The organism is Streptomyces sp. NPDC057694 (genome assembly GCF_042799415.1).
Lineage (GTDB): Bacteria > Actinomycetota > Actinomycetes > Streptomycetales > Streptomycetaceae > Streptomyces.
In genome coordinates, this window is record NZ_JBHVIX010000004.1 from 250,512 (window position 1) to 272,867 (window position 22,356).

Here is a 22,356-nt window from a genome sequence, read left to right on the forward strand (position 1 = left end):
TTTATCTTCTGGGGACATCGGAGGCCCGTTGAAACCGCAGTCCCGATACGCGTCCCTCAGTGGCTACCTCGACCTGAGCCGCTCCGTCGGTATCGATCCGGCGCGGCTCATGCGGGCGAACGGGCTCGACCCGGCGAGCCTGAGCCTTCAGGACCGCTGGCTGCCCTCGGCCGCGGTGATCCAGCTCTTGGAGCAGTCGGCGTCGGAGTCCGGGCAGCAGGACTTCGGGCTGCGGCTCGGGGAGTTGCGGCGCTTCTCCAACCTCGGACCGCTGAGTCTGGTGATCCGGGAGGAGCCCGATGTGCGCAGCGCCGTGCAGCTCCTCATCCGCTACGAGCACGTCTACAACGAGGCGTTGCGCCTGTACCTGTCCGAGGCGAACGGGTCCGCCGTCGTCCGGGTCCGCCTGGAGCCGGGCGAACCGATGGAGACGAAGCAGTCGGTGGAGCTCGTGGTGAGCGTTCTGCACCGGCTGCTGTGCGGGTTCCTGGGGCCCGACTGGCAGCCACTCGCCGTGTGCTTCGCACATCGCAGGCCCGACGATCCGTCCACCCACCAACGGATCTTCGGCCCGGCCGTCACCTTCGGCCACGACTTCACGGGCATCGCGTTGGACGCGGCGGATCTGAGCGCGCCGAACCGGATGTCGGACCCGCAACTCCTCGCCTACGCACTGCAGTTCCTGGACGGCATCGAGCCCGCGAAGGACACGACCGTGCTCGAGCGCGTCCGCGAGCTGATCGAACTTCTGCTGCCCACCGGGCGCTGCTCGATGGAGCAGGTCGCCCGCAGCCTCGGCGTCGACCGCAGGACCGTCCACCGCCAACTGGCAGAGCACGGAGAGTCGTTCACCACCGTGCTCAACGACACCAGGGCCGAGCTCGCGGTCCGGCTGCTGGAGAGCCGGCGATACTCGCAGACCGAGATCGCCGAGCTTCTCTCCTTCTCGGCGCCGAGCAACTTCTCCCGCTGGTTCCGCGCCCGTTTCGGCTGCGCCCCCAGCCGCTGGCAGGCGCCGTAGGACCGGCGTCTCCCGGTCGGCATCTGCCGCCGGGTCAGCCCGCGTGCCGGTCCATCCACGCCTCGACCTCATCCGCCGAGCGCGGCAGGCCCGCCGACAGGTTCTCGTGGCCTTCGGCGGTGACCAGCAGATCGTCCTCGATCCGCACGCCGATGCCGCGCCACTCCGCGGGCACGCTCAGGTCGTCGGCCTGGAAGTACAGGCCGGGCTCGACGGTGAGCACCATGCCCGGTTCGAGGACTCCGTCGACGTACTCCTCGGTGTGGGCCTGTGCGCAGTCGTGGACGTCGAGGCCCAGCATGTGGCCGGTGCCCGCCATGGTGAAGCGCCGCTGGAGACCGAGTTCGTAGGCGCGCTCGGCCGGACCCTCGATGAAGCCCCACTCGACGAGCCGGGCCGCGAGACAGCGCTGCGCCGCCTCGTGGAAGTCCCGGTACGCGGCGCCGGGCTTCACCGCCGCGAAGCCCGCCTCCTGGGCCTCGTACACCGCGTCGTACACCTGGCGCTGGACCCTCGTGAAGCGGCCGCTGATCGGCAGCGTGCGGGTGACGTCGGCGGTGTAGAGGGTCCGTGACTCCACGCCGGCGTCGAGGAGCAGCAGGTCGCCGGGGCGCACCGGGCCGTCGTTGTCGGTCCAGTGCATGATCGTGGCGTGTTCGCCGGCCGCGCAGATGCTGCCGTAGCCGACGGCGTTGCCCTCGAGCCGGGCGCGGCGGAAGAAGGTTCCCTCGATCCACCGCTCGGACGTCTCGACCGCCTTCGACAACTCCCCGACCACATCGGTGAATCCACGCACGGTCGAGTCGACCGCGCCACGGATCTCGGCGATCTCCCACGCGTCCTTGACGACGCGCAGGTCGTCGAGCGCCGTCACCAGTTCGGCGTCACGGGCGGCGTCCGTGGTGACGGCCGCCTCCAACGCCGGATCCACTCCGCGGACGATGCGGGTGGGTGCGCCGCCGACAGCCAGGTCGGCAGCGGCCGTGCGCACGTCCCGGCACTCGAGGCCGAGTACGCTCCGGGCCTCCGCGAGGGAACGGCGGCGGCCCATCCAGAGCTCCGCGGTGGCACCGGTCCAGAACCCGTCGTCGTCGCGGCTGTCGCGCGGAAGCTGGTAGCAGTACGCGTCGTGGCCGCCGTCCGCGCGCGGTTCGAGCACCAGCGCGCCGTCACGGGCCTGGTCCCCGGTCAGATGCACGTATGCCGAGTACGGGCGGAACGGGTAGGTGTCGTCGTTCGACCGCACCTTGAGGTTCCCCGAGGGGATCACGAGGCGCTCGCCGGGGAAGCGCGCGGAGAGCGAGGTGCGCCGGGCGGCCGCGTACGGGGCCTGCTCGTCGAGGGTCAGGTCGCGCCGCTCGGTGTCCGCCCAGCGCGTACGCATCAGGTCGGACAGTTCCTCGGAGATCCCGGAGTAGAGCCCGTTCCTGCGGCCTTCCGCCATGACGCACGCCTTCCAATCGTTTAGGTGCTCGGGATGTTCCGCTGCCGACAGCGGTCGTCACGCACCGTATGCCGCTCGGCGACCCTGTGGTGCTCAGTAGTGCCACTGGCACGGATCGGCCACGCGCGGGCTCCGGAAGGGGCCGATAATGCGCTTCATGACGAACGTGAAACTCGGTGCGGCCCTCCGGCTGCTCGGCCTCGACGACGCGGCGGCCCGGCTCTATCCGGCGCTGCTCGACCTGGCTCCCGCTCCGCTGGGCGAGATCGCCACGGCGGCGGGCCTGGACCGGGCCGACGACCCGGAGGCGGCGTACGGCGCGCTCGTCGACGCGGGCCTTGCCGTGGCCGCCGGGCCGGACGGGGATCCGGTGGCGCCGGTGCCGCCGGCCGCCGCGCTGGAGGTGCTCGCCCGGCACCGGACGGCCGAGCTCGAGGAGTCACGGGTCGCCGTCGGCGGTGCCTTCGAGTCGTTCCGGCGCCGCCGGCTCGCCACCCACCGGGACACGCTCGTCGAGGTCGTCACCGGCGATGCCGTCGGCCCCCGGACACGGCAGGCCTGGGCGAGCGCCCGCCGGCAGATCCGCCAGCTGGAGTCACCGCCGTACTCCCCCATGCCCGAGTCCACGGACGACGCGCTGGCGACGCTCGCCCGCGGCGTCACCCAGCGGGTCGTCTATTCACGTGAGTCGCTGGAGCATCCGGGCCGCCTGCGGGAGTCCATCGAACCGTGCATCAACGCCGGCGAGCAGGCCCGCGTGCTGCCCTCGGTACCGGTCAAGCTCGTGATCATCGACGACGCGTACGCCCTGGTGTCGTTGGCCAGCGGAGAGGCCGACGTGAACCACACGATGCTGGTCGTACAGCCGTGCGGGCTGCTGTCCGCGCTGGTGGCCCTGTTCGAGCAGTGCTGGCACCAGGCCCTGCCGTTCCACGGCCGCACCACGATCCCGGGCGGCCCGCCGCCCGCCGACCGCCGTCTGCTGTGGCTCCTCGCGGGCGGCGCGAGCGACGAGACCATCGCCCGCGAACTGGGCTTCAGCCGACGCACCCTCTTCCGCCGCCTCCAGATCCTGATGGCCCGGCTCGGCGCCGCGAACCGCTTCCAGCTGGCGTTGCACGCGCAGCGCAACGGGTGGCTGTGAAGCATCGTCGACGTTGCCTCCGTCAGCGCAGGGTCTCGCCCTTGAGGTCGAGCAGTTCCGCCGCGGCGATCTCCAGCTGGGCCGGGTCGTGGCGGGGAACCTCCTCCGCGGAGACGGCGCCGAGGTAGAAGGTGAGGAAGGTGTCCAGCACGATCCAGTCCGGCTCGAGCTCGGCCAGCTCCTCCAGGTCGCGCCGCACCTGAGCGACGGTGCCGTGCCCGGTGAGCCGCCCCTCCTCCGGAACCGGCTGCTCGGTGAGGTGCAGCGGGATTCGCGGCGCGAGGGCGGGCGTAGGACGCCCGGCCTCCTCGGCGGCGGCCTTGAGCTTGGGCAGCCGCTCCCGGAGGTCGGCCGGGCCGAGACCGAACGGGTGCCAGGCGTCGCCGAAGCGCGCGGCCCGCCGCATGGCGGGGCCGTTGAGCCCGCCGACCCAGACCGGCGGGTGCGGGTCACGGACCGGGGCGGGGCCGGTGGTGATGTCGGTGTAGTCCAGGTGCTCGCCGTGGAAGGAGACCAGCGGCTTGGTCCAGTGGTCCTTGATGGCCGTCAGGTACTCGTCGGTGATCTTGCCTCGGGCGGCGAAGTCGACGCCCAGCGCCTGGAATTCCTGCTCCGACCAGCCGACGCCCACGCCGAACACGAACCGGCCGTTGCTCATCTGGTCGATGTTGGCCGCGACCCGGGCCGTCTGCAGCGGGTGCCGGTACGGGAGGACGATAACCGTGGTGCCCAGCTCGATGGTCGTGGTGCGGCCGGCTAGGTAGGCGAGGGTGGTGAACGGGTCGTAGAACGGCGGAGGGAAGACCGGCAGGGCCTCCTGTGGGAGCGTCACATGGTCCGAGATCATCGCCAGGTGAAACCCCAGCCCCTCGGCGCGGAGAACCCAGTCCTCCATGGATGCGGGGGTGGTACCCGGCCCGTAATTGAGCACGTTGATCCCGAACTTCACTGACAGGTCTCCTCTCGTAGGTCGCACGACATCACCGATGCGGCGAGCCCACGCCGTTGTTGTTGGTCGGAGACGCCAGGCTAACCACGAAACGAGGCGCGACACGAAGCGGGGGCGGGGAGCCGGAAGCCGCGGAGTCGACTTCCAGTGAGCCCGAGTTGACCTGGGGTTACGCTCACCCGCCGAGGAAGCTCAACCGCACCTGCCGCCGCGGATTGTCCTTGTTGGTGTCCGCGAAACTCCGTTAAGACAACGGTCAGCGTAGCCCCGAACTCAGCGCAGCCGCCGTGAACTTCCTTCGGGACGAAGAGGTCGTGGGTTCAAATCCCGCCACCCCGACAGCCACAACACCAGGTGAGGCGCCTACCGGATTCGGTAGGCGCCTCACCTGTTTCTGCGTGCGTGTCTATCTGCGTGACTACGGCTCCAGATCCCGCTTGAAGACCCCGTCCATGACGACAGCGCCGCCCGGCTGCGTCGACGCCCGCCCACAGTGGATAGGCCCGGAGGATACGAGTCGAGCACCCGACGCGTCCCGGCCCACGGTCAAAGACATGCCTCCGGCGGGGGGCGGCCGGCACCGGATGGGGGGCGCCGTTCCCGGCCCTGGCCGGTACGTTCCCTGGCTCGCAGTACGGCGAGGATCTCTTCCCAGCGGCCCTCGATCCGCCACCGCCGCCAGTAGTGGTAGACGGTTTGGTACGGCGGGAAGTCGTGCGGCAGCAGCAGCCAGGCGCAGCCGGCCCGTAGCCAGTAGGCCAGGGCGTCGATGATCTCGCGGCGGGGGTGCTTCGCTGGTCTCCCGCCCGGTTTCGGCGGCGGCACAAGCGGTGCCAGCACCGCCCACTCCACGTCAGACAGGTCAGTCGGATACGCGCGCCGTTCCCCGGCCATCCCGGCCTCCATCAGCGCACGAACTACCAACTCGCCTGCCCTGAAAGGGGCTTCTCAGACACCCACTAACTGCGTGACAACCGCAACGCACAACCGCGCCCAACCGTGGACGTCAGCGGACCATCAACGCAGGTGACTGGCACAGCAGCCCAAGGGCAGTGGCCATCCCGAGTTGCTTCGGGACGAAGCGGTCGTGTGCCACAGCCGTGCCACATCGTGCGGCCAACGACGGCCCGCCACAGTCGAGATGCGCCGTTCACCTGGGCTGCCGCTACAACCGAAGTGGCCTGGGCGGACCTGTCGACGACCACATCCGCCCCTACAAGGCAGATGTCGGTCGGCCCGGTGCCTGGGGCTGCTCAAGCCGGGCCGCCATTTCCGCGAAGGCCTCCACTGTTTCTCGCGCAACTTCGGACTGTTGGTTCAGTTGGACGGTGTCAGCCGCATCTTCAATCCTGATGGCGGCGGTTAGAGAGGCCCGTGCAGCGTTCAGTGCTGACTCGTCTGCGGGTAGGAGTTGGAGTCCCAAGAGCGCGCTTCGTACCGCTGTACGTGCCTGGTCGCATGCGTCCTTCGTGTCGATGTACCGCACGTCCGTGAGCTCGTGATCCCTCTTGATCCATCCCCGCCTGATCTGCCAACGCCTGAACTCAACGATGGCTCCCACGAACGTGCTGTAGGCGGCCAAGCGCTCCCGGCGTGCACGTTCCGTCCGTGCGGCGAGCTCGAGTTTGGCTGCTTGGCGGTGTTGCAGCAGGCCCGTGACGAGCGATCCCCCCAAGGTGCCTGCAACGGCTATGAGTGCGACAAGTACGGACTGCATGTGTCGAGTTCAGCACAGCAGATTGCTACCCGCTGTCTGATTCACGGATCGCGACCGTGGCTGCTGGCAGTCACAGCGATGTCGGCCAGGGCCGACGGTTGCGTGCCACAACCGCGCCAGATCGTGCGGACAGCCACGGGGACTCGCAGCCACCATCAGGGTCAATCTGCTTCAATGAGAGGCGCTTTGCACCGTAGGCACGCTGGCTTGCGAAGGGATCTCGGCAGGTCCGAGGTTCAGCCTCAGATACGCCGCATACTGCTCCGCCGGAGTGCCCATCGGAAGGCAGGCTGACATCCAAGCCTGACATCAACGACAGCGGACACCAGCGGGCCACAAAGGTTCCAGGTGGAGTGATCCGGTCCTGCAGCTGTAGCAATCCAGGGCCGCAACCATCGTCGGATCGAACTCCTGAAAGCGGGTGTCGCAGGTTCGAATCCTGCCGGGGGCATAGACGAAATACAAGGTCAGAGGCCCTGCCGTTTTGATAGACGGCAGGGCCTTTCGTGCTCTCGGCACGTCAGGTGCGCGCCCCGGACCTTCGATTAAGGCCGTCCGTCCTTTGAACGTCACACTCCACGCCGCCGGTCGCCGACGAGCCCAGTCTCATAGGCGACGATGACAAGCTGAGCACGGTCGCGTGCGTGCAGTTTGGCGAGCAGGCGGCCGATGTGGGTTTTGACCGTGGCAAGGCTCAGGTGGAGATGTTCTGCGATCTCTCTGTTGGACAGGCCGAGGGCGATCAGGCCGAGCACCTCCGACTCGCGGTTGGTGATCGCGTCAAGCGAGCTGCTCGGTGGTCGTGTCGGCTCCGGATGGCGGGCGAACTCCGCGATCAGGCGGCGTGTCACCGAGGGGGCGAGCAGTGCCTCGCCCGCAGCAACAACGCCGATGGCGTTGAGGACCTCGGTCGGCGGAGTGTCCTTCAGCAGAAAACCCGCGGCTCCCGCGCGCAGAGCGGCGTAGACGTACTCGTCCAGGTCGAAGGTGGTGAGGATGAGGACTCGGACGCCGGACAGGGACGGGTCCGAGCAGATCTGGCGGGTCGCCTCGATTCCGTCCAGCGTTGGCATGCGTACGTCCATCAGCACGACGTCCGGCCGTTCACGGCGGGCAAGTTCCAGGGCCTCTGCTCCATCCGCGGCCTCGCCCGCGGCGGTCATACCGGGTGTGTGGTCCACAAGGATGCGGAAGCTGCCGCGCACCATCGCCTGGTCGTCGGCGATCAGCACCCGAACTTGCGGTTCATCACTCATGCTTGTTGCTTCCCCTCGACAGGCAGCCGGACTGACACCGCGAAACCGCCCTCCTGCCGGGGCCCCGCCTCGAAACTCCCGCCGTACATCATCGCCCGCTCCCGCATCCCCAGCAGGCCGTGGCCGCCGGGCATTGCGCGGTCTGCCGGTGGGCGTCCGGGCGACGGTCCCTCATCCTCGATGTCGATGCGGACCTCGCGCGCATCGGCCTCGACCGTGACCTGGCAGCGGGTCGGAGCAGCGTGCCGGACCGCGTTGGTGAGGGATTCCTGGACGATGCGGTAGATGGTCAGCTGTGTGCCCTCGGCGAGGCCCTGCGTACCGTGCACCGTCAAGTCGACGTTCACCCCTGTCCGGTTCGCCTCTGCAGCGAGGAGGCCGAGGCGGTCGAGGACCGGTACAGGGCCCAGGGGCGCGCCTTCGGTGCGCAGCACGCCGAGTGTGCGGCGCATCTCGGCCAGCGCGGAACGGCTTGTCTCCTCGATGACCTTGAGCGCGGCTCGCGCCTCCTGCGGGTCTGCCTCCGCAACATGCCCGGCGACACCCGCCTTGACGGCGATCAGGCTGAGGTTGTGCGAGACGATGTCGTGCAGCTCACGGGCGATCCGCAAGCGCTCCTCGTCCAGCGCGCGCTCCGACCGACGTCGCTCCTCGCGCTCTGCCTCGCCTCGGCGGCCCCGCACGGTGAACCCTGCGCCCCAGGCCCCGCCGATCACCAGAAACACCAAGCCGGCCACTCCTACGGCGCCCCGCCAGCTCTCGGCGGGAGTGATCACCGCCTCGCCGAGGTAGACGGCACCGCACGCCCCCGGCAATGTCACCGCGAGTGCGAGCACGGACCGGCGGGCGGGCTCGGCCAGGCCGACGAGGTAAGCCGCCAGAGCGACGGCGATGTACGGCTCGCGAGGAATGTCGAGGAGCGACGCCGCGGCCGAGGCCGCGAGCACGGTTCCCAGGACCCCGAGCGGCCAACGACGACGTACGGCGATCGGCAGGCCGACCGCGGCGGCGATCAGACAGCCGAGCCAGAGCGGACCGGTGAAGGTGGGTTGGCCGTCGTCGGCGGTCATCTGGGCGAAGCCGACGTACGCGGCGGTCAGGGCCAGGGCAACGCAGAGGTCGAAGGCGTAGAGATGCTGTTGCCCCTTGCGCTTCATGGCCCGACCGTATCTGTACGGGCGCACTCAGCCGGCCTGTCCGAGCAGCATCATGAGCCCGAGCGTCACCAGGGTCAGTGGCACCCAGCGCAGCACCGTCTTCCGGGTGGGACGGGGCCTTTCACGCAGCAGCGCCAGGCCCAACGGCACCAACCCGGCGCACAGTCCGGCCAAGGCCACCAGCGACAGAGGGGTGGTCCCCTTGAGTACTCCGAGAGGCAGTGCCGCTGTGAGGCCGAGTGCGGCAGCGCGGACCGGACCGAGCACCCGGGTACGCCAGGCCCCAAGGGCAAGGACGATCCACCCCGCGAGGACGGCGAGGTTCAGCGCGGCAAAGACGTGGAAGGCACCGTAGCCGGCGGAGACCGCTTCAGTGGCGGGCCCGACCCCCTGGGAACGCACCAGCTGGAAGGCGAGATGGTCCGCCCCCGCGTGGAAGGCGCGGGCGAACAGCCCGAACATCACCAGGACCCCGCCCCACACACCCCAGCCGGCGCTCCGGGCCCCGATCCGCGCGGCCACCACTGCCACCGCGGGCCAGAGCAGCAAGCTGCCTGCGGCAAAGAGGCCATATGCGGTGGCCACCAGAGTGCGATGCCCTTCGTACGCCGTGAGTTGGCCGGGGTAGAAGAAGTGGAAGCGGACCCGCAGCAATGCGCCGGTCAGCATCAGGAGTGGGCCGAGCACCAGGGCCGCCCCGCCCACCCAACGTCCTGGGAAACCGGTGCCTTCCAGCCGCTCCACAGGCAGCGCGTCACGTAGTCGGGCGCCGATCGTCGCGGCCGGGGCAACCATGGACCTCGTCAGGTTCGTCATGCTGACGACGATGCCTTTGCCCCGTCCCCGGGGCGTCGGACCAAGAGCTGAACTGCGGGGTCAGACCTGGGTATGACCAACGCTTACTGCCGCCGACTCGCCGAGTGAGCATCTGCAGCTCGCCGCCTTTACAGCGATGGCCGCGGCCGTCTTCATATGGTTGAGGCGGAAGCAACACCGCACCGGTAGCTGCCTGATCGCCCCATCCGAGACGGTCAGAGCGGGAGATCGACTGGTTCCACCGCCGTCAGCGAGCCGAGGCCGCCACGCTGCCAGGACCAGATGGATCGTGGTCGGGAGCATTCTTCCCCTCCCGGTGGTGTTCAACTCTGTGGACCCGATCAACACTCATATCGGTTAGGGCCGTGCCAGACCCGTGCCAGGTTGGGCGGGAGCCACGGAGAACAGCGGGCAACCGACCGTCACCGCCGAGGGACGTCAAGCCGCTCCCGCGCAGGCCAGACGCCCACCTACCCCTGGATCACCCAAGCTTCCCAAGCTCAGCGTCTGGCCACGTTCATGCCGTAACGGGTGGGTAGCCGCGGGAAGGCGATGGCACGAGCCATCTGAGTGCCCCAGTCACCCTAGTCGTCCGCGTAGGCCCACTCACTGATCTCCCAAGGAGCGGTCACACTCGTACGGTGGGCGACGTAGCCCGGTCGCATCGTGGCCAGCTCGGCCAGCGACGGGTCCAAGGCCAAGGCGTGCCGAAGATGCTGAACTGCCGACGCGCCGTCTTCGTTCGGGTCGTGCACGTCGTCACTGATCAACCAGTCGTCTTCGTCATCATGGATCACGGTAAGCGCAGGGAACTGGCCCTCTGAAACAGTTCGCTGGACGATCGCCAGCAGTCCCTCAGGGAAGGCCCCGCCCTGGTATGGCCAGCTCAGCTCTGGCTGCATAGAACCCATGCGCGTGATTCTGCGTACAGCAGCGAAGTACAGCAACCACGGCAACCGATCTCGCGCGGCGACGCCCGCCTATGGCCGTAGCCCAACCAGTTCTACCCCTACCATCCGCCCCGCATAGAGCTACGGATCAGATGTTCCCCGTGTGTCACAACCGTGCCAGAACAAGCGGGGAGCCACGGGGAACGGCGGGCGCTGGCAGCTGATGTACCCCACGTCCGCCGGAGCGCTCCTTCCGCAGGTCAGCCACCAATTCGCCCAACCTCGCTCCTAAAGCGGTTGTCCAGCCCACTCACCGAGTCCACACCCGCTGGAACTCCTCGGCCGGGATGGTTTCTATCGGGTCCACTTCAGGGGCGATCGCCTGGTCTGTCAGGAAGCCGTGCTTGTCCTCCAAGTGCTCCCAGCTATACCGGTGGAGACGGTCGGCCGAAGTAAGCTCGGCCTGCTTGATGACGACCAGTTCGCCACGGTCGGGGACTGCCTCGAAGTACCACAAGCCGCCCTCCTCGTCAGCGTGGCGGAAGTGGTGCCGCAAAGTGGCGTTCTCATCAAGTGCTCGAAAATAGGCGACACGCTCTGCCTTGATGCGCTCCAGGTCAATCACGGAGCTATCGTGCCAGCGAGCGCCTGCGGTCGCACTGGGCTGACATCCACGAGTGACATCAACAGCACCGGACGCCAGTACTCCTCGACGGTCCAGCATGAACAGTGCGGCCGGATTGTTGCCCGGCTGTGCCGAACAGTGATCGAACTCCTAAAGCGGTGGTGCACGATGCCTGGTGAGACCATCTGGGAGTGACAGACGCCCAACCGCCCCCACGGTGGACCCTTCAGCGGATCCGTGACGTCTCCGGGGATCAAGCGGCTGCCGCCCTGGATACCGATCGGGCGGTGAAATGGGTGGCCGGCCCTGGAGACCACGAGATCCTGCAACCAGAGATCGTTCTCGGATTCCACGGCCTGTGCCTCGTGAAGCCCGTCCATGACGACGACTGGTACATGGGCAGTCTGAACGACGACGGCAGCATCGACTGTTGGACCGCCTACGACGATCTGCACGAGGCGCTACGCGGACTCTAAGAGCTTGCAGTCCACCGAAGCGCCACTTCCGCAGGTTAGCCACCGAGTCGATCAACCTCGCTCCTAAAGCGGTGGTTCCTCGACCACCTTACGTACGCCAGTGCAGGCGACCCTGGGATGAACCCTGGTACCGCGTCCACACCGAGCACTTCGAAGCCGCGTTCCTGCCGGACGCCGACGAGGACCTCGACGCGGTGAACGACATTGACGTCGAGGTGCAGCTGCGGGACGGATCCCGGTGGAGCGCAACCATTTGCACGGTTAGTCTCAGGTTGAGACGCTGATGAAGCGGTGGGCGGCGAGCGGCGAAGCTCTGGGAGGACGCTACTTCTGGTGCTCGGACGGGCTCATCGTCCGCGACGCCGGCATTAGCAACATGAGCCAGGTCCTCACCGGCCTGGTCGAGAAGGGCGAGTTCACGCAGATCCTGCGCCGCCTCGAGGACTGACCCCACTCAGCCCGCCAGTCTCATTCTGAAACGATCAGTAAGAAGCCTGGGTGAAGCGGCCGCGGAGGAGGCTCTGTCCCGCTGCGACCAGATCTCTGCTCTCTGCGCGTCCCTGTCCGACAGAGACCTGAAGGCGCCCATGGAGACCTATGACCTGCCTTGGGGCCGTGCCACAGCAGAGCATCTGAGCTCCATCACCATGTCGGTGCGCCGCATCCCGAGCCGAGCCGTCTACAACCGAGTGATGATACTTGTTCGCCTTGCAGGCAATTGAAGATGCGCAGGCAGGACGTACCTTGTTGGCGCGATGTTCATGGTGGACGCAAACCACGAAATCATTGAGGCACTGACCGCCTATCTTCGCGACGATGACCTGCCTCCCCTGGACGACATCACCAAGGGACACCAGAGCAAGGCTGCTGCGTACGAGTTCAGACCCGGCGTCACGCGCCCGATGCTGCCGCCAGAGGCGTGACGCACTTCGGGCGCCCGCGATCGATCCCCTCGCTCCTCGCTGCCGTGTGTCTCCGTTTCACCGCATGGAAGCCAACCGCTCCTGCAGTAGACCCCAACCCTTCCGGTGGAAGGCGTTGTAGAACACGGCCGCGCAAGCTGGTCAGCCCTCCGTGATGATCGGTCGACAACTTGCCTTCCCTCCACATGACTTACGCGCCCACCGACTGTCAGCGCCCCCAGTAGGATTACTCGTGTTCCACCCGTTCTCCCCCACGAGTGCCGTCCCCCAACGTCCTGGATCTTTCCGCCGGACTCGGAGGATTGGCTAGCTCTGGCAGTCCGTCAGGGCACCCCGGGAGAACAGGAGGAGCAGTGGTGGAACCGAACGAGTGGAAACCGCGACGACGTTGGACCGGCCCCGAGAGGTGGCAGGTAGGACTGGCCTTCGCGGGTCTACTGGTGGCGGTTGTCGCCACGGTGGGGCAGTTCGTCCACTAGGACGGCCACACACGAGACGGTCACGGCCGGGGCTGCATACGCAGCGAGCCCGGTCTCGTGATGAGCGACCGGGCTCGTGAACTGCGACGAAGGGCCTGACCTGGGGTAGGAGCCGGGTTGGGCCCTTCGTTGTGTAGCTACATGTACACCGCGTCCCAATGTACATCGAGACTCAGATCAGTACAGCAATGAGAGAGCTACTTGACCCGACAGCAACGGTGTTCAGTCTCCTGTTCCTAGTCTCAGAAGAGTTGGCCAACGAGTTCATCAACTCGATCCACGACGGCAAGGTCGACTCCTTCCGAAAGTGGTACTGAAAGCTGGGCATCCTTCTTCTCGTGGACAAGAAGCCGGCACAGGGAGAGTCCCTGCAGACCTCCAACACACCTCACGCCGGTTCGCCGTCCACCCCTACCTTGAGCACGCTGGCCTCTTGCTACCGAACGTCGGATCGCAGATCGGCCACCCGCGAGCACGCAACCGTGATGTACCTCGCCCGCAAGATCCGCGCGCTGAGACCGAGCGGCGATCCATGTACAACCAGATCACCGAGCTGACGAACCACATCAAGAACGAGCTGACAGCAGACCAGCGACGGACGGGCTTCGGCGATGCCGGAGCCAGAACCAGTCTTCGACTCTTCCGGACAACCCATTGACGATGCCGCCAAGGTCGATCTGCTGTGCACAGCCCTAATGTGGGGGCTACTGCGTGCTCAGGTTCGAACCCAGTGGAGCACCGTCGCGTTTCCTGAGGCCGCAGAGAAGGGCACCGACGACCGGGAGATGCTACGCATATCGCCCACCGGTCCGCAGTTGGCACAGTTCATGGAGCGCACGCTGTGGGGAACGCTGCCCATGGCCGCCGGTACCCCTGGCGAGCGCGCGCTATACCAGAGAGCGTATGACGCCGTGGCCGCGGTGATCGATGGTGTCGACCTCTCGATTGCTGAGGGCGTGGCGGTGCCAGACATTGTGATCGATGCGCGGATCGCCTTGGAGTAACCGACGCGCCCACCGGTGACTTGTCTAGATCCTCATCTCGCACGCGATCGGCGGAAGTTGGGAGAATGCTGGGAGAAGATCTTCTCCCAGCACCGTCCTAGAGCCGATCCGCACCAGCGCATACCAAGGCCCTGAACTGCACATACGCTCAGCTAGTGAGCCACGGACTCTGCCCGGACCTTATTCGGGGCGAAGAGGTCGTGGGTGCAAATCCCGCCCCCGACAGAGAAACGCCCAACAGGGCTGGTGCAGGCTTGGCCGGCAGGTTCGGGCACGCGGCTCGATTGTCCAGTTGGTGCGGCCGGACTTCCCGACTCTCGTGCAGCCAGCTCGGCTCACCCACCGAAGAAGCTCAACCGAACGTGACGGTTGTCGTTATCAACGTTGGTATCCACGGAGCTCCGTTAAGGCAACATTCAAGATCGCCGATCGCTCGGCTCTGTCGGCAGAACATATCGTCCACCAGCAGCCCGCTTGAGCTTCCGCTCGTGCAACAGCTCTCCAGACCACTGAAGCACTTGCTTCGCTGTATGCCCGCAAGTTGCCCAACAGACTATGCCGGTGACGCTGATCGCTCGTCTCCGACAGGCCGCGTGCAGACGAGCCTCCAGTTCCGCTGCCTCGCGAGTGTCTACGTCAGGTGCAAGCAGAACGAACTCGTCACACTGGGCCCTGCCAAGGGCACCGTCACCACCCCACGACTGCAGTTCGCCCAGCAGCCCGTTGGCTATCTCACGGAGAGCTGTATCGCCAGCGGCTCGCCCATGTTCTGCGTTGAACGTCTTGAAGCCGTCAAGGCCTAAGCGCACTACCGCAAGGGTGGCTCGGTCCCTCGTCGGCATCCTCCTATGCTTGTGCTGATCATCACCGAAGGGGTACGACACCCCCCTGGATGGTGACACGAAGGGGATCAGCCGCACTTCCGTCGTATCGACGGAATAGCACAGATGATCTTCCAACTGAACTTGCAACTCTGACTCACTCAGCAGCCCGGTTAGTTCGTCTCTGGTTGCCCGCCGTAGAAGTCCCATCTCCCGGCTCTTGCGCGCCGATATATCTTGCAGGTGAGTAAGGAGGAAACGGGGCCCATCCGCCGCGTCGGCAACGACTGAGTTACGTAGAGACACCCAGACGAAGGTGCCGTCGCGGCGGCGCAGGCGTAGGTCGGTCTGACCTCCCTCAGCGGAGGTTTGCAGTAGAAGCCCGATGTCCTCAGGATGCACGAGGTCGGTAAGGGAGTAACGACGCAGCATGGAAGCGGGACGCTCCAGGAGTCGACAGAGAGCATCGTTCGCTCGGAGTAGTCGCCCATGTAGGTCGCCGCCCATTTCAGCGATGGCAATGCCGGACGGCGCGTACTCGAAGGACTGCCGGAATGACTCTTCACTGGCTCGCAATGCCTGCTGTTCGCGTTCCAGCCGTACGAGGGCCCGCTGCATGTTCGACCGCAACCGCGCGTTTGCGAGGGCGATAGCAGAATGGAATGCGTACGTTCGCAGGGCCGCCCGACTGTCACCGTCCGGCCTGCGGCCGTCAGCAGGGTGGTCTACGGAGATTACCCCAGACAGTTCGCCATTCGATGAGTACATCGGCGCGTAAAGCCGGTCGTGCGGATGCCAGCCATCCTCCGCGTCCGGCACTGAAATTTCAGTTTGCCACTGAGGTACGTCATCATCGTCGAGAATCCATCCCTCGGTGTGCGGAATGAAGCGGAGGCCGTCCCAGTCCTCACCCATGCCCAGTCGCCGTTCCCACGATGCACGGCTTCCCACTCTGCCTGTAATCAGGGCTTCGGCCTCGGGGCTGCCAGCCAGAGCGGCGACAACCAGATCGCCGTCGGGGCGTGCGAGGTTTACTGCTGCCAGCCTGTATCCAAGACCGGAGACCACGCCGTCGGCGACGGCCTGAAGAGTGTCCGCCAAGCTGCGAGCCGTATAGAGCTCGGCCACTGAGCGTTCCGTACGGTCCGCCCGGGGGGGCCCAACGTGACCTGTGGGCACCGGCGTAGGCGGTGGGATATAGGCCGGGTTGCGGATGAAGGGAATCTGTCCCAGCTGGTTACGACACAACCGGTGGGGCTCGGGGCGGTTGTTCGTCATCAGACGAGTACGTAGTCGTCTGAAAATGGTGTCGAGATCGAGGTATTCTCCCTCGCCCTGTATCCCGTCCCGCATCAGCGTGAGCCACTCGCCGGTGAAGGCCGTGAGTGGCTCGCCGGGCGGTGACAGTGCCACAGCCGTCTCAGCTGCGGCAGCCAACAAGTAGGTTCCGTCGACTTCCAAAGCCGCTGCGGAGGACTGCACTCCGAACGCTCGGGCGCTATAGCAGCAATCGAGTACGACGATTCGACGCAGGGCCCGGCTCTTCTCGATCGGCCAACGAATCCAGTCATAAGGCGTGGCAGTGTCGTGAACAGAGGTGGGGTCCGTCGTCTCGGTGGCGAGATGCAACTTCCCGGTCCTCGGTTCGATCAAGCCGTGGCCGACGTAATAGACCAGCAAAGTGTCGGTGGCGGCGTCCACCACTTCCTGGACTGCTCTGGATATATCGCGTGGCAGGGACGGGTCCGGGAGTAGCGTGCAATGGGAGAGGGGGAGGTTCCAGGCCCCGGTGAACAAGTCCTGTAGCAAGGTGAGGTTGGCGGACACAGCCGGCAACTCATCCAGTGAAGTGAACGCACCGGAGCCGACGAGAAGGACCCTCGTTCCAGCCGGGTCGGGCAGCCTGGTCACGATTCAGGACTTGCTTGATCGTCCTGCAACAGCCTACGCACTAGCGTCTCCGTCTCGGCCGGATCCGCTTCCTGAATGGCGATACGGGTGCCGTCGGGACGCTCGATGACCAGCGCAGGGAGTTGCGGGCGCGTGGCGCGCCAGGACGCGATGGCAGCTGCGAGGGACGCGGCGCTAAAGCCACTACTGAGCACGAGAGAGAGGATGTCTATGCCGTCACCCTGCTGTCCCGGAACACGGGTACGGTCGGTCTTCAGCTCTGCTTGCAGGTGGCGCCGTACAGCCCGGTCCGCCTCCAACCAACCATGAAGCGAACGGAGTTCATCCTCGGGCTGCCTAGCGTGGCAACGTACGATGATCAGCATGCAGGCAGCATAGAACGCACAACCGACACGGTGAGCCATATAACAACTCCTAACGGAATGACCGCGTCGAAGCTACGCTCGGCTCCTCCGAGAACCGGGTGTCAGGTACGAGGTACAAAAACCCTGACCGCTGGGAGCCTCGTGTCCTGTAGGAGTCTGCTGCACGATCGGATGACATCTGAACTGGCCTGCCCTGTGGGGCGGGTGGGAAGGATGTCGCTGTGCCCAAGCCTTATCCGAAGGAGTTCCGCAAGCACGTCGTGCGGGTCGCGAGGAACCGCGGCCCGGGCGTAACGGTCGAGCAGGTGGCCGCCGACTTCGGGGTCCATGCGATGACTGCGCGTTCCCGATCCGAGTGACCACGTGACGCCCTTTGGGGTCGGTCGCCCTGCGGTCGACGGTCTTGTTCCATGTTGCATGCGGTGCGGCCGGGCCGCGTCTACCCACCAGTGCCTCGCGACCTTGTCCCAACGAGCCCTGAGTAAGCGCTTCGCATCGTCCTTCCGCTCGTACGGGACATTGAGATACAAGCACCGGCCGTCCCGGACCAAGCCCGGGTACGTCGGCTGGAGGAACTGGGCCGAACTCGCCGCCGAAACCCGCAGGCTCTTCCAGAAGCGACAGCGCCGACCCCATCGCCACCGACTGATTCAAGGCCCCCACATCCGATACGTCCTCGATGCGATGTGCAGGTACTTTCGTGCGTCGCGGTCGTGCGGCCACATGCAGACGGTCGGCCCCGCGGGTCGGCGTCCGCGGGGTTCACGCACGGCAGCGCCACGCTCGTCCGGGACGGTCCCGACGGCGGGGAGGGGCCGCTGCATGTGACCGCGGCGCCGCTCCCTCGGTCGATGCCTGCCCCGACCTCCAGCGGGCTGTCCGGCCTCGTCGGTCAGGCGGGCGGAAGGTGCAGCGCCTTGCGGGCGAGCCGGAAGTACTGGTCGCCGCGGACCACCTGATAGCGAGAGTCGAGCGAGCCAGCGATCGTGACCACGTCGGCCGGGGCCAAGTTCCAGGCGAGGGTGCCTATCGACAGGAACAGCGGCTTGGTCCCGTCCCAATCGGCGGATGCCTTCGCGATCGCGTCCCGGGCGTCCGCCACGGAGTCGGTCAGGTAGCTGACGGACAGCGGCACGCTGCCCTCCAGGGCGCTGGTCCCGGTTCGGGTGGTCCACGCCTCCAGCAGGCCGAGCGGGCGCACGTCGTGGAGGTACTGGCGGGCCTTCGCACCGGTGAGCGGGACGTCCGAGCCGGACGTGCGATTGAGGATCACCGCGCTGTCCAGCCCGGTCCGGCGCATGTAGCGGGCGCTGGTCTCGGTGAAGACCCGGAAGGTGTCGTCCGGCCACGGCGTCGGATACGCGTAGCCCGCGCCGGAAGGCCCGGCCATCAGGTAGTCCTGCCGGGTGGCGGTGCGCTGGTAGTAGGACAGGAAGGTGGGCGCGGCGTCGGCGAGCACCGGGGTGGTGGACCAGTTGATCGGCACCGTACCGCGCGCCGGATCGTCCCACAGCACCCGCATGCGGTGCTGGTTGTACTGGAGGTTGTCCCCCTCTGTCATGGTGAAGGTGACGTAGATACGGTTGCTCAGCCGCGGCGTCGGCAGCGTCACCTGAGACCTCGCCAGCGGCGCCTGCACGCCGCCGAAGACCGTCAGGTTCTGCGACCAGTCGCTGGCCAGCACCACCAGGCCGTGCTCCGAGGTCAACTCGGTGCCGTCGCTCTCGCCGCCCACGCCGGAGGGGAACCAGCCCAGATAGGGGGAGCCGACCGGCATCTGGGACATCACCCGCTCGCCCAGCTCACGGGAGTCGGGCTGGTCGGCGTGGATCCACAGCACCAGCGCCCGGGTGGCAACAGCGTAGTCGCGCAGATAGGCCCCGACGCTGGGGTCAAGCCCGACCAACAAGCGGTGGCTGGCGTGCGGCCAGAGCTTGTCCACCGCCCAGCGGTAGGCGGACAGTTCGTCGGAGAACCGGCCGCGCAGGTCGACCAGGACCTTCAGGCCGTACGGCGCAGCGGTCAGCTTGGGCAACTGGTCGGGGGAGGCGGCCACGGCGTTGCGCAGGCCGGCCAACGTGGTAGCGAGGTTGACGGTCGCGGGCTGGGCCGGGTCGGTGACGATGACGCCGCTGATCTCCGAGCGGTACTTCGACAGCAGCGACCACGGATCGCCGGCCGTACGGTAGGTCAGGCTGGCGGTCTTCAGCCAGGTGGTCGGCCCCTCGTCGGACTCGCGCAGCAGGGCGATCCGCGGCCGACTGCGATTCACGTTGCCCTGCAGCGTGGCAAAGAGCAGTTGTTCGTCGGCGTCTGCCGCCGTCAGGTCCGCGACGTCCAGTGCGCGCGGTTCGGCGAAGCCGGGCAGTATTCGCTCGCGCGGCCACCACAGGCCGCCAGCCGGCGGAGCCGCGGCCGACGCGGTGTTGGGCATCGCCCCGGTGAGGCCGACACCCGCACCGGTGGTGGCGAGCAGGCCGAGCATCTTGCGCCGACTGGGATTGGGGAGTGGCACGGTGGGACCTCCACACTGGATCTCCGAGGAGCAGGCGGGACAACGTTGTCAGCACCGTGGATCACGGTCAATGCCCCCGTCAGGGATTGACTGGGCGTGAGGAATGACGCCCCCGCTGACCGCCGCGGCGCAGGCCGTCTCCACGCGATCAGGGCACCGCCGCGCCGGAATTACTCAGCAGCGGTAGCAGTGGGAACGACGCGCTTGGCCGATCTGAATGTCACTGGTGCGATCCCCCGCTCCCACGGCGGGCACCACCGTCCCCCAACTGTCGGACAGGATCTATCGGAGGGTTGTCGCCGAGCGTCTCTACGTTTGTGGAGATCGCCCCCTGGGCCTCCCCACCCACCGACACCGCGCCCGCTCCCTCCGTCACTGCGCTCTCCGCCATGGAGACGCTCGTGGTGATCGTCTGATATGCCGTACCGCCGACTGCCACGGAGCCAAGGCCAGGTGCGCTGTAATGCCGATCCCTCTCCCCCCTACGACCGGAATCAGCGAGCCCATCCGCCGACAGGACCATCTCCAGCACTACAGCAACGCCGAGGAGAACGCCGAATGCCACCCACCAAGGCCACCCAGAACTATCTGTCACGACGTTGGTGATCAGGCCGCTCCCGGCCGAGGCCAGATCCACCGACTCTTCGCCACGCACATGCGCCTTCGCCATGGGGTGACGCATGAGGTGCTGGTTTGCTGGTTCGGTGTCGAAAGATCCGAAACCGACCGACCGCATCCGGATGAGGGTTACCGTGAATGTGGCGGATCACCCGGATGCTGGGGGCGGCATGGGACTGGCGAACGAAAGAATCATTTCCCAGGTGGAGGACCTGCTGCGGGGCAGGGTCGTCATCCCCTCCATCCAGCGCGACTTCGTCTGGATGCGGCCTGACGTACGTGATCTCTTCGATTCCCTCTACCGCGGCTATCCCGTCGGCGCCCTGCTGCTGTGGAAGACCGGCCTGAACGTCCCGTTCAAGACAGCCGCCGTCATCCAGACCGACAAAGCGACGCACCAACCCCTCTATCTGCTGGACGGACAGCAGCGGCTGACCTCCCTCGCCTGGGTCTACCGGCCGGAATCAAAGGCCGACGGTCGGTACATGGACCTGCGCTTCGACGTGCGTACCGAGGAATTCGTCACCCCGAGCGCTGTGCAGCGCAAGGATCCGCTCTTGATCCCGGTGTCGACGCTCCTGCAGGAGAACGTGCAGTTCTATCCGGCCCTGAACAAAGCCGGAGTATCCCCCGGCGACCCGGACTTCGGCACCTGGATGCAGCGGCTGCAGAAGGTGAACAACATCCGGCATCACCAGATCGCCGTCATCACCTATGAGTCCGACGACTACGAGGAGGTCGCCGAGCTCTTCGCCCGGCTGAACAAGGGCGGCCGACGGCTGTCCAAGGGGGATCTCGTGTACAGCGCCATCGCGGCCCGCTGGTCCGACGGCCTGGACACCATGGATGCCTTTCACCAGGAACTGAGTGACAGCGACTTCGACCTGAACAGGGAAGCCGTCCTGCGCCTCATGAGTCTCCTAGCGGGCACCGGCGCCCATCACATCAAGCTCATCGGAGCGAAGGTGGACGAGACCGCGCTGAAGGAGGCGTGGCACGACACCGAGAGGGCCCTGCGCTTCGCCATCGACTTCCTGAAAAGCGAGTGCTCGATCCCTCGGTCCGAGATCCTCTCCTCGCCGAACGTCACGATCGTGCCTGCGCTGCTGCTCCACCAACGTAGCGGCAAGCTGCGTCCGGGAGAGGCGCAGCTGCTGCGTCGTTGGGTGTACACGGCGATGGCCTTCAGCCACTACTCACTGCAGGTCGAGGGCAAGCTCGACGCGGAATCCCGGCTGATCAGGTCCCGTGCCGGGGAGGGCCTGTTCGCCGAGCTCATCCGACGGGCCTCGGGCCCCCGCTCACTGGACAGCGCCCTCCATCCCAGGGACCTGGAACAGAAGTACTCCACGCACGCCTTCTTCAAGCTGCTCTACATCGCCGCGCTGCGAGGCAGGGCGCGGGACTGGGCGACCAACATCACCATCAACGATCAGCCGATGAATAGCGGTTCCAGGATCGAGTTCCACCACGTGTTCCCTCGCGCCCGGGTCCAGGGGACGTACGCGAAGGAGGAGTGGAACAGCCTCGCCAACTTGGCCTTCGTCACCGGCCAGACCAACAAGATGATCTCCTCCAAGTTGCCCGCCGAGTACATGGCGGGCATCGCGCCGGAGCGCCTGGCCGAACAGTGGATCCCCGGCGATCCGGAGCTGCGGTCCCTGGACCGGTTCCCCGACTTCCTGGCCGCGCGCAGGAGCGTGCTGGCCAACGTCCTCAACGAGCTCCTGGGTCTGCCGGCTTACGACGGGAAGGCCATCCGCCAGGACGCCGACGAGATGCCCGCCGATGAGACCGTGATCGCGGAGGAACCCTCCGCGCCCGCACTGGTCAAGGCTGACGTGCAGGCGTTGCGCACGGAGCGGGGCGTCGAGTTGCACGTCGTCTACGAGGGCCAACGCACCAGCGCCTACTACGATCCTCCGTCCCGCACCGTGACGGTCCCCTCCGGCCCCGGCCGCGGCGTGTACGACTCTCCCAGCGGGGCGGCGGTAGCCGTCGTGCGCGCTCTCAACCCGCACGTCAACCCGAATCGCAACGGATGGTCGTTCTGGACGGTCACAGCCACGGGGGCGCTCCTGCAAAGCATCCGGTGAAGGGCGGCAGCCGCGGCCGTGCACGTTGTCTGTCGGCTCGCATACGTCAGGCATCCCGGTCAACGGTCCCCGGGGGGCGCTCGTTGCGCTTCACGGCCCATCACCCGGTCGGTGGTCAACTCAAAGAAG

At 66.7% G+C, this 22,356-nt stretch carries 18 protein-coding genes and 1 pseudogene; 7 read left to right on the plus strand and 12 right to left on the minus strand.

The genetic code is table 11. The features are described from left to right. The first annotated feature begins 28 nt into the window (after positions 1 to 28). The gene (locus ACFVDP_RS13295; RefSeq protein WP_383487933.1) at positions 29 to 1,021 is read left to right on the plus strand and encodes an AraC family transcriptional regulator; all 993 of its coding nucleotides are present in this window, start codon (positions 29 to 31) and stop codon (positions 1,019 to 1,021) included. A gap of 34 nt (positions 1,022 to 1,055) precedes the next feature. Here the strand turns inward: ACFVDP_RS13295 and ACFVDP_RS13300 are convergent, their stop codons facing one another. Next, positions 1,056 to 2,465, minus strand: coding sequence for an aminopeptidase P family protein (locus ACFVDP_RS13300; protein ID WP_383487936.1), 1,410 nt, complete (start codon positions 2,463 to 2,465; stop codon positions 1,056 to 1,058). 157 nt (positions 2,466 to 2,622) lie between these two features. Between ACFVDP_RS13300 and ACFVDP_RS13305 the strand changes: the two genes are divergently transcribed. Further along, positions 2,623 to 3,609 carry a LuxR family transcriptional regulator gene (locus ACFVDP_RS13305; protein ID WP_383487939.1) on the plus strand — a complete coding sequence of 329 codons (987 nt, stop codon included), beginning with the start codon at positions 2,623 to 2,625 and terminating at the stop codon, positions 3,607 to 3,609. Between the two features lie 22 nt (positions 3,610 to 3,631). Here the strand turns inward: ACFVDP_RS13305 and ACFVDP_RS13310 are convergent, their stop codons facing one another. The 7 genes from ACFVDP_RS13310 to ACFVDP_RS13340 all read right to left on the minus strand — a co-directional run bounded on the left by ACFVDP_RS13310 (position 3,632) and on the right by ACFVDP_RS13340 (position 11,019). Beyond that, positions 3,632 to 4,558: an LLM class F420-dependent oxidoreductase gene (locus ACFVDP_RS13310; RefSeq protein ID WP_383487942.1), complete on the minus strand. Its 927-nt coding sequence runs from the start codon at positions 4,556 to 4,558 to the stop codon at positions 3,632 to 3,634. Between the two features lie 546 nt (positions 4,559 to 5,104). Further along, on the minus strand, positions 5,105 to 5,464 hold the full coding sequence (locus ACFVDP_RS13315; RefSeq protein ID WP_383488552.1) for a transposase: 360 nt from the start codon (positions 5,462 to 5,464) through the stop codon (positions 5,105 to 5,107). A gap of 1,380 nt (positions 5,465 to 6,844) precedes the next feature. Then, positions 6,845 to 7,531 (minus strand): response regulator, encoded by a 687-nt coding sequence (locus tag ACFVDP_RS13320; RefSeq protein ID WP_383487945.1) that lies wholly within the window; start codon positions 7,529 to 7,531, stop codon positions 6,845 to 6,847. Next, positions 7,528 to 8,688, minus strand: a complete 1,161-nt coding sequence (locus ACFVDP_RS13325; protein ID WP_383487948.1) for a sensor histidine kinase — start codon at positions 8,686 to 8,688, stop codon at positions 7,528 to 7,530. Before ACFVDP_RS13325 ends, ACFVDP_RS13320 begins: the two co-directional genes overlap by 4 nt. A 27-nt stretch (positions 8,689 to 8,715) precedes the next feature. Then, positions 8,716 to 9,504: a hypothetical protein gene (locus ACFVDP_RS13330; protein WP_383487950.1), complete on the minus strand. Its 789-nt coding sequence runs from the start codon at positions 9,502 to 9,504 to the stop codon at positions 8,716 to 8,718. A 584-nt stretch (positions 9,505 to 10,088) separates the two neighbouring features. Next, positions 10,089 to 10,415, minus strand: a complete 327-nt coding sequence (locus ACFVDP_RS13335; protein ID WP_383487952.1) for a hypothetical protein — start codon at positions 10,413 to 10,415, stop codon at positions 10,089 to 10,091. Positions 10,416 to 10,704: 289 nt separating this feature from the next. Next, positions 10,705 to 11,019: a hypothetical protein gene (locus tag ACFVDP_RS13340; RefSeq protein WP_383487953.1), complete on the minus strand. Its 315-nt coding sequence runs from the start codon at positions 11,017 to 11,019 to the stop codon at positions 10,705 to 10,707. A gap of 296 nt (positions 11,020 to 11,315) precedes the next feature. Between ACFVDP_RS13340 and ACFVDP_RS13345 the strand changes: the two genes are divergently transcribed. The 4 genes and pseudogenes from ACFVDP_RS13345 (at position 11,316) to ACFVDP_RS13360 (ending at position 13,901) form a co-directional block, all read left to right on the plus strand. Continuing rightward, positions 11,316 to 11,495: a hypothetical protein gene (locus ACFVDP_RS13345; RefSeq protein ID WP_383487955.1), complete on the plus strand. Its 180-nt coding sequence runs from the start codon at positions 11,316 to 11,318 to the stop codon at positions 11,493 to 11,495. A gap of 71 nt (positions 11,496 to 11,566) precedes the next feature. Next, positions 11,567 to 11,943: pseudogene (locus ACFVDP_RS13350) on the plus strand (hypothetical protein). Between the two features lie 307 nt (positions 11,944 to 12,250). Then, positions 12,251 to 12,418, plus strand: coding sequence for a hypothetical protein (locus ACFVDP_RS13355; protein WP_383487957.1), 168 nt, complete (start codon positions 12,251 to 12,253; stop codon positions 12,416 to 12,418). Between the two features lie 1,090 nt (positions 12,419 to 13,508). After that, a complete protein-coding gene (locus tag ACFVDP_RS13360; protein WP_383487959.1) occupies positions 13,509 to 13,901 on the plus strand; it encodes a hypothetical protein in 393 nt (130 codons plus the stop codon). 416 nt (positions 13,902 to 14,317) lie between these two features. Here the strand turns inward: ACFVDP_RS13360 and ACFVDP_RS13365 are convergent, their stop codons facing one another. The 4 genes from ACFVDP_RS13365 to ACFVDP_RS13380 all read right to left on the minus strand — a co-directional run bounded on the left by ACFVDP_RS13365 (position 14,318) and on the right by ACFVDP_RS13380 (position 19,513). Further along, complete coding sequence (locus ACFVDP_RS13365; protein ID WP_383488555.1) at positions 14,318 to 15,901, minus strand: GGDEF domain-containing protein; 1,584 nt, start codon at positions 15,899 to 15,901, stop codon at positions 14,318 to 14,320. A 728-nt stretch (positions 15,902 to 16,629) separates the two neighbouring features. Then, the gene (locus tag ACFVDP_RS13370; RefSeq protein WP_383487962.1) at positions 16,630 to 16,998 is read right to left on the minus strand and encodes a hypothetical protein; all 369 of its coding nucleotides are present in this window, start codon (positions 16,996 to 16,998) and stop codon (positions 16,630 to 16,632) included. Positions 16,999 to 17,099: 101 nt separating this feature from the next. Beyond that, on the minus strand, positions 17,100 to 17,549 hold the full coding sequence (locus ACFVDP_RS13375) for a DUF5710 domain-containing protein (RefSeq protein ID WP_383487964.1): 450 nt from the start codon (positions 17,547 to 17,549) through the stop codon (positions 17,100 to 17,102). A gap of 341 nt (positions 17,550 to 17,890) precedes the next feature. After that, entirely contained in the window at positions 17,891 to 19,513 is a 1,623-nt protein-coding gene (locus ACFVDP_RS13380) for a GxGYxYP domain-containing protein (RefSeq protein WP_383487967.1), read from the minus strand. An 821-nt stretch (positions 19,514 to 20,334) separates the two neighbouring features. Between ACFVDP_RS13380 and ACFVDP_RS13385 the strand changes: the two genes are divergently transcribed. Continuing rightward, positions 20,335 to 22,227 carry a DUF262 domain-containing protein gene (locus ACFVDP_RS13385; protein WP_383487970.1) on the plus strand — a complete coding sequence of 631 codons (1,893 nt, stop codon included), beginning with the start codon at positions 20,335 to 20,337 and terminating at the stop codon, positions 22,225 to 22,227. The last annotated feature ends 129 nt before the right edge of the window (positions 22,228 to 22,356 follow it).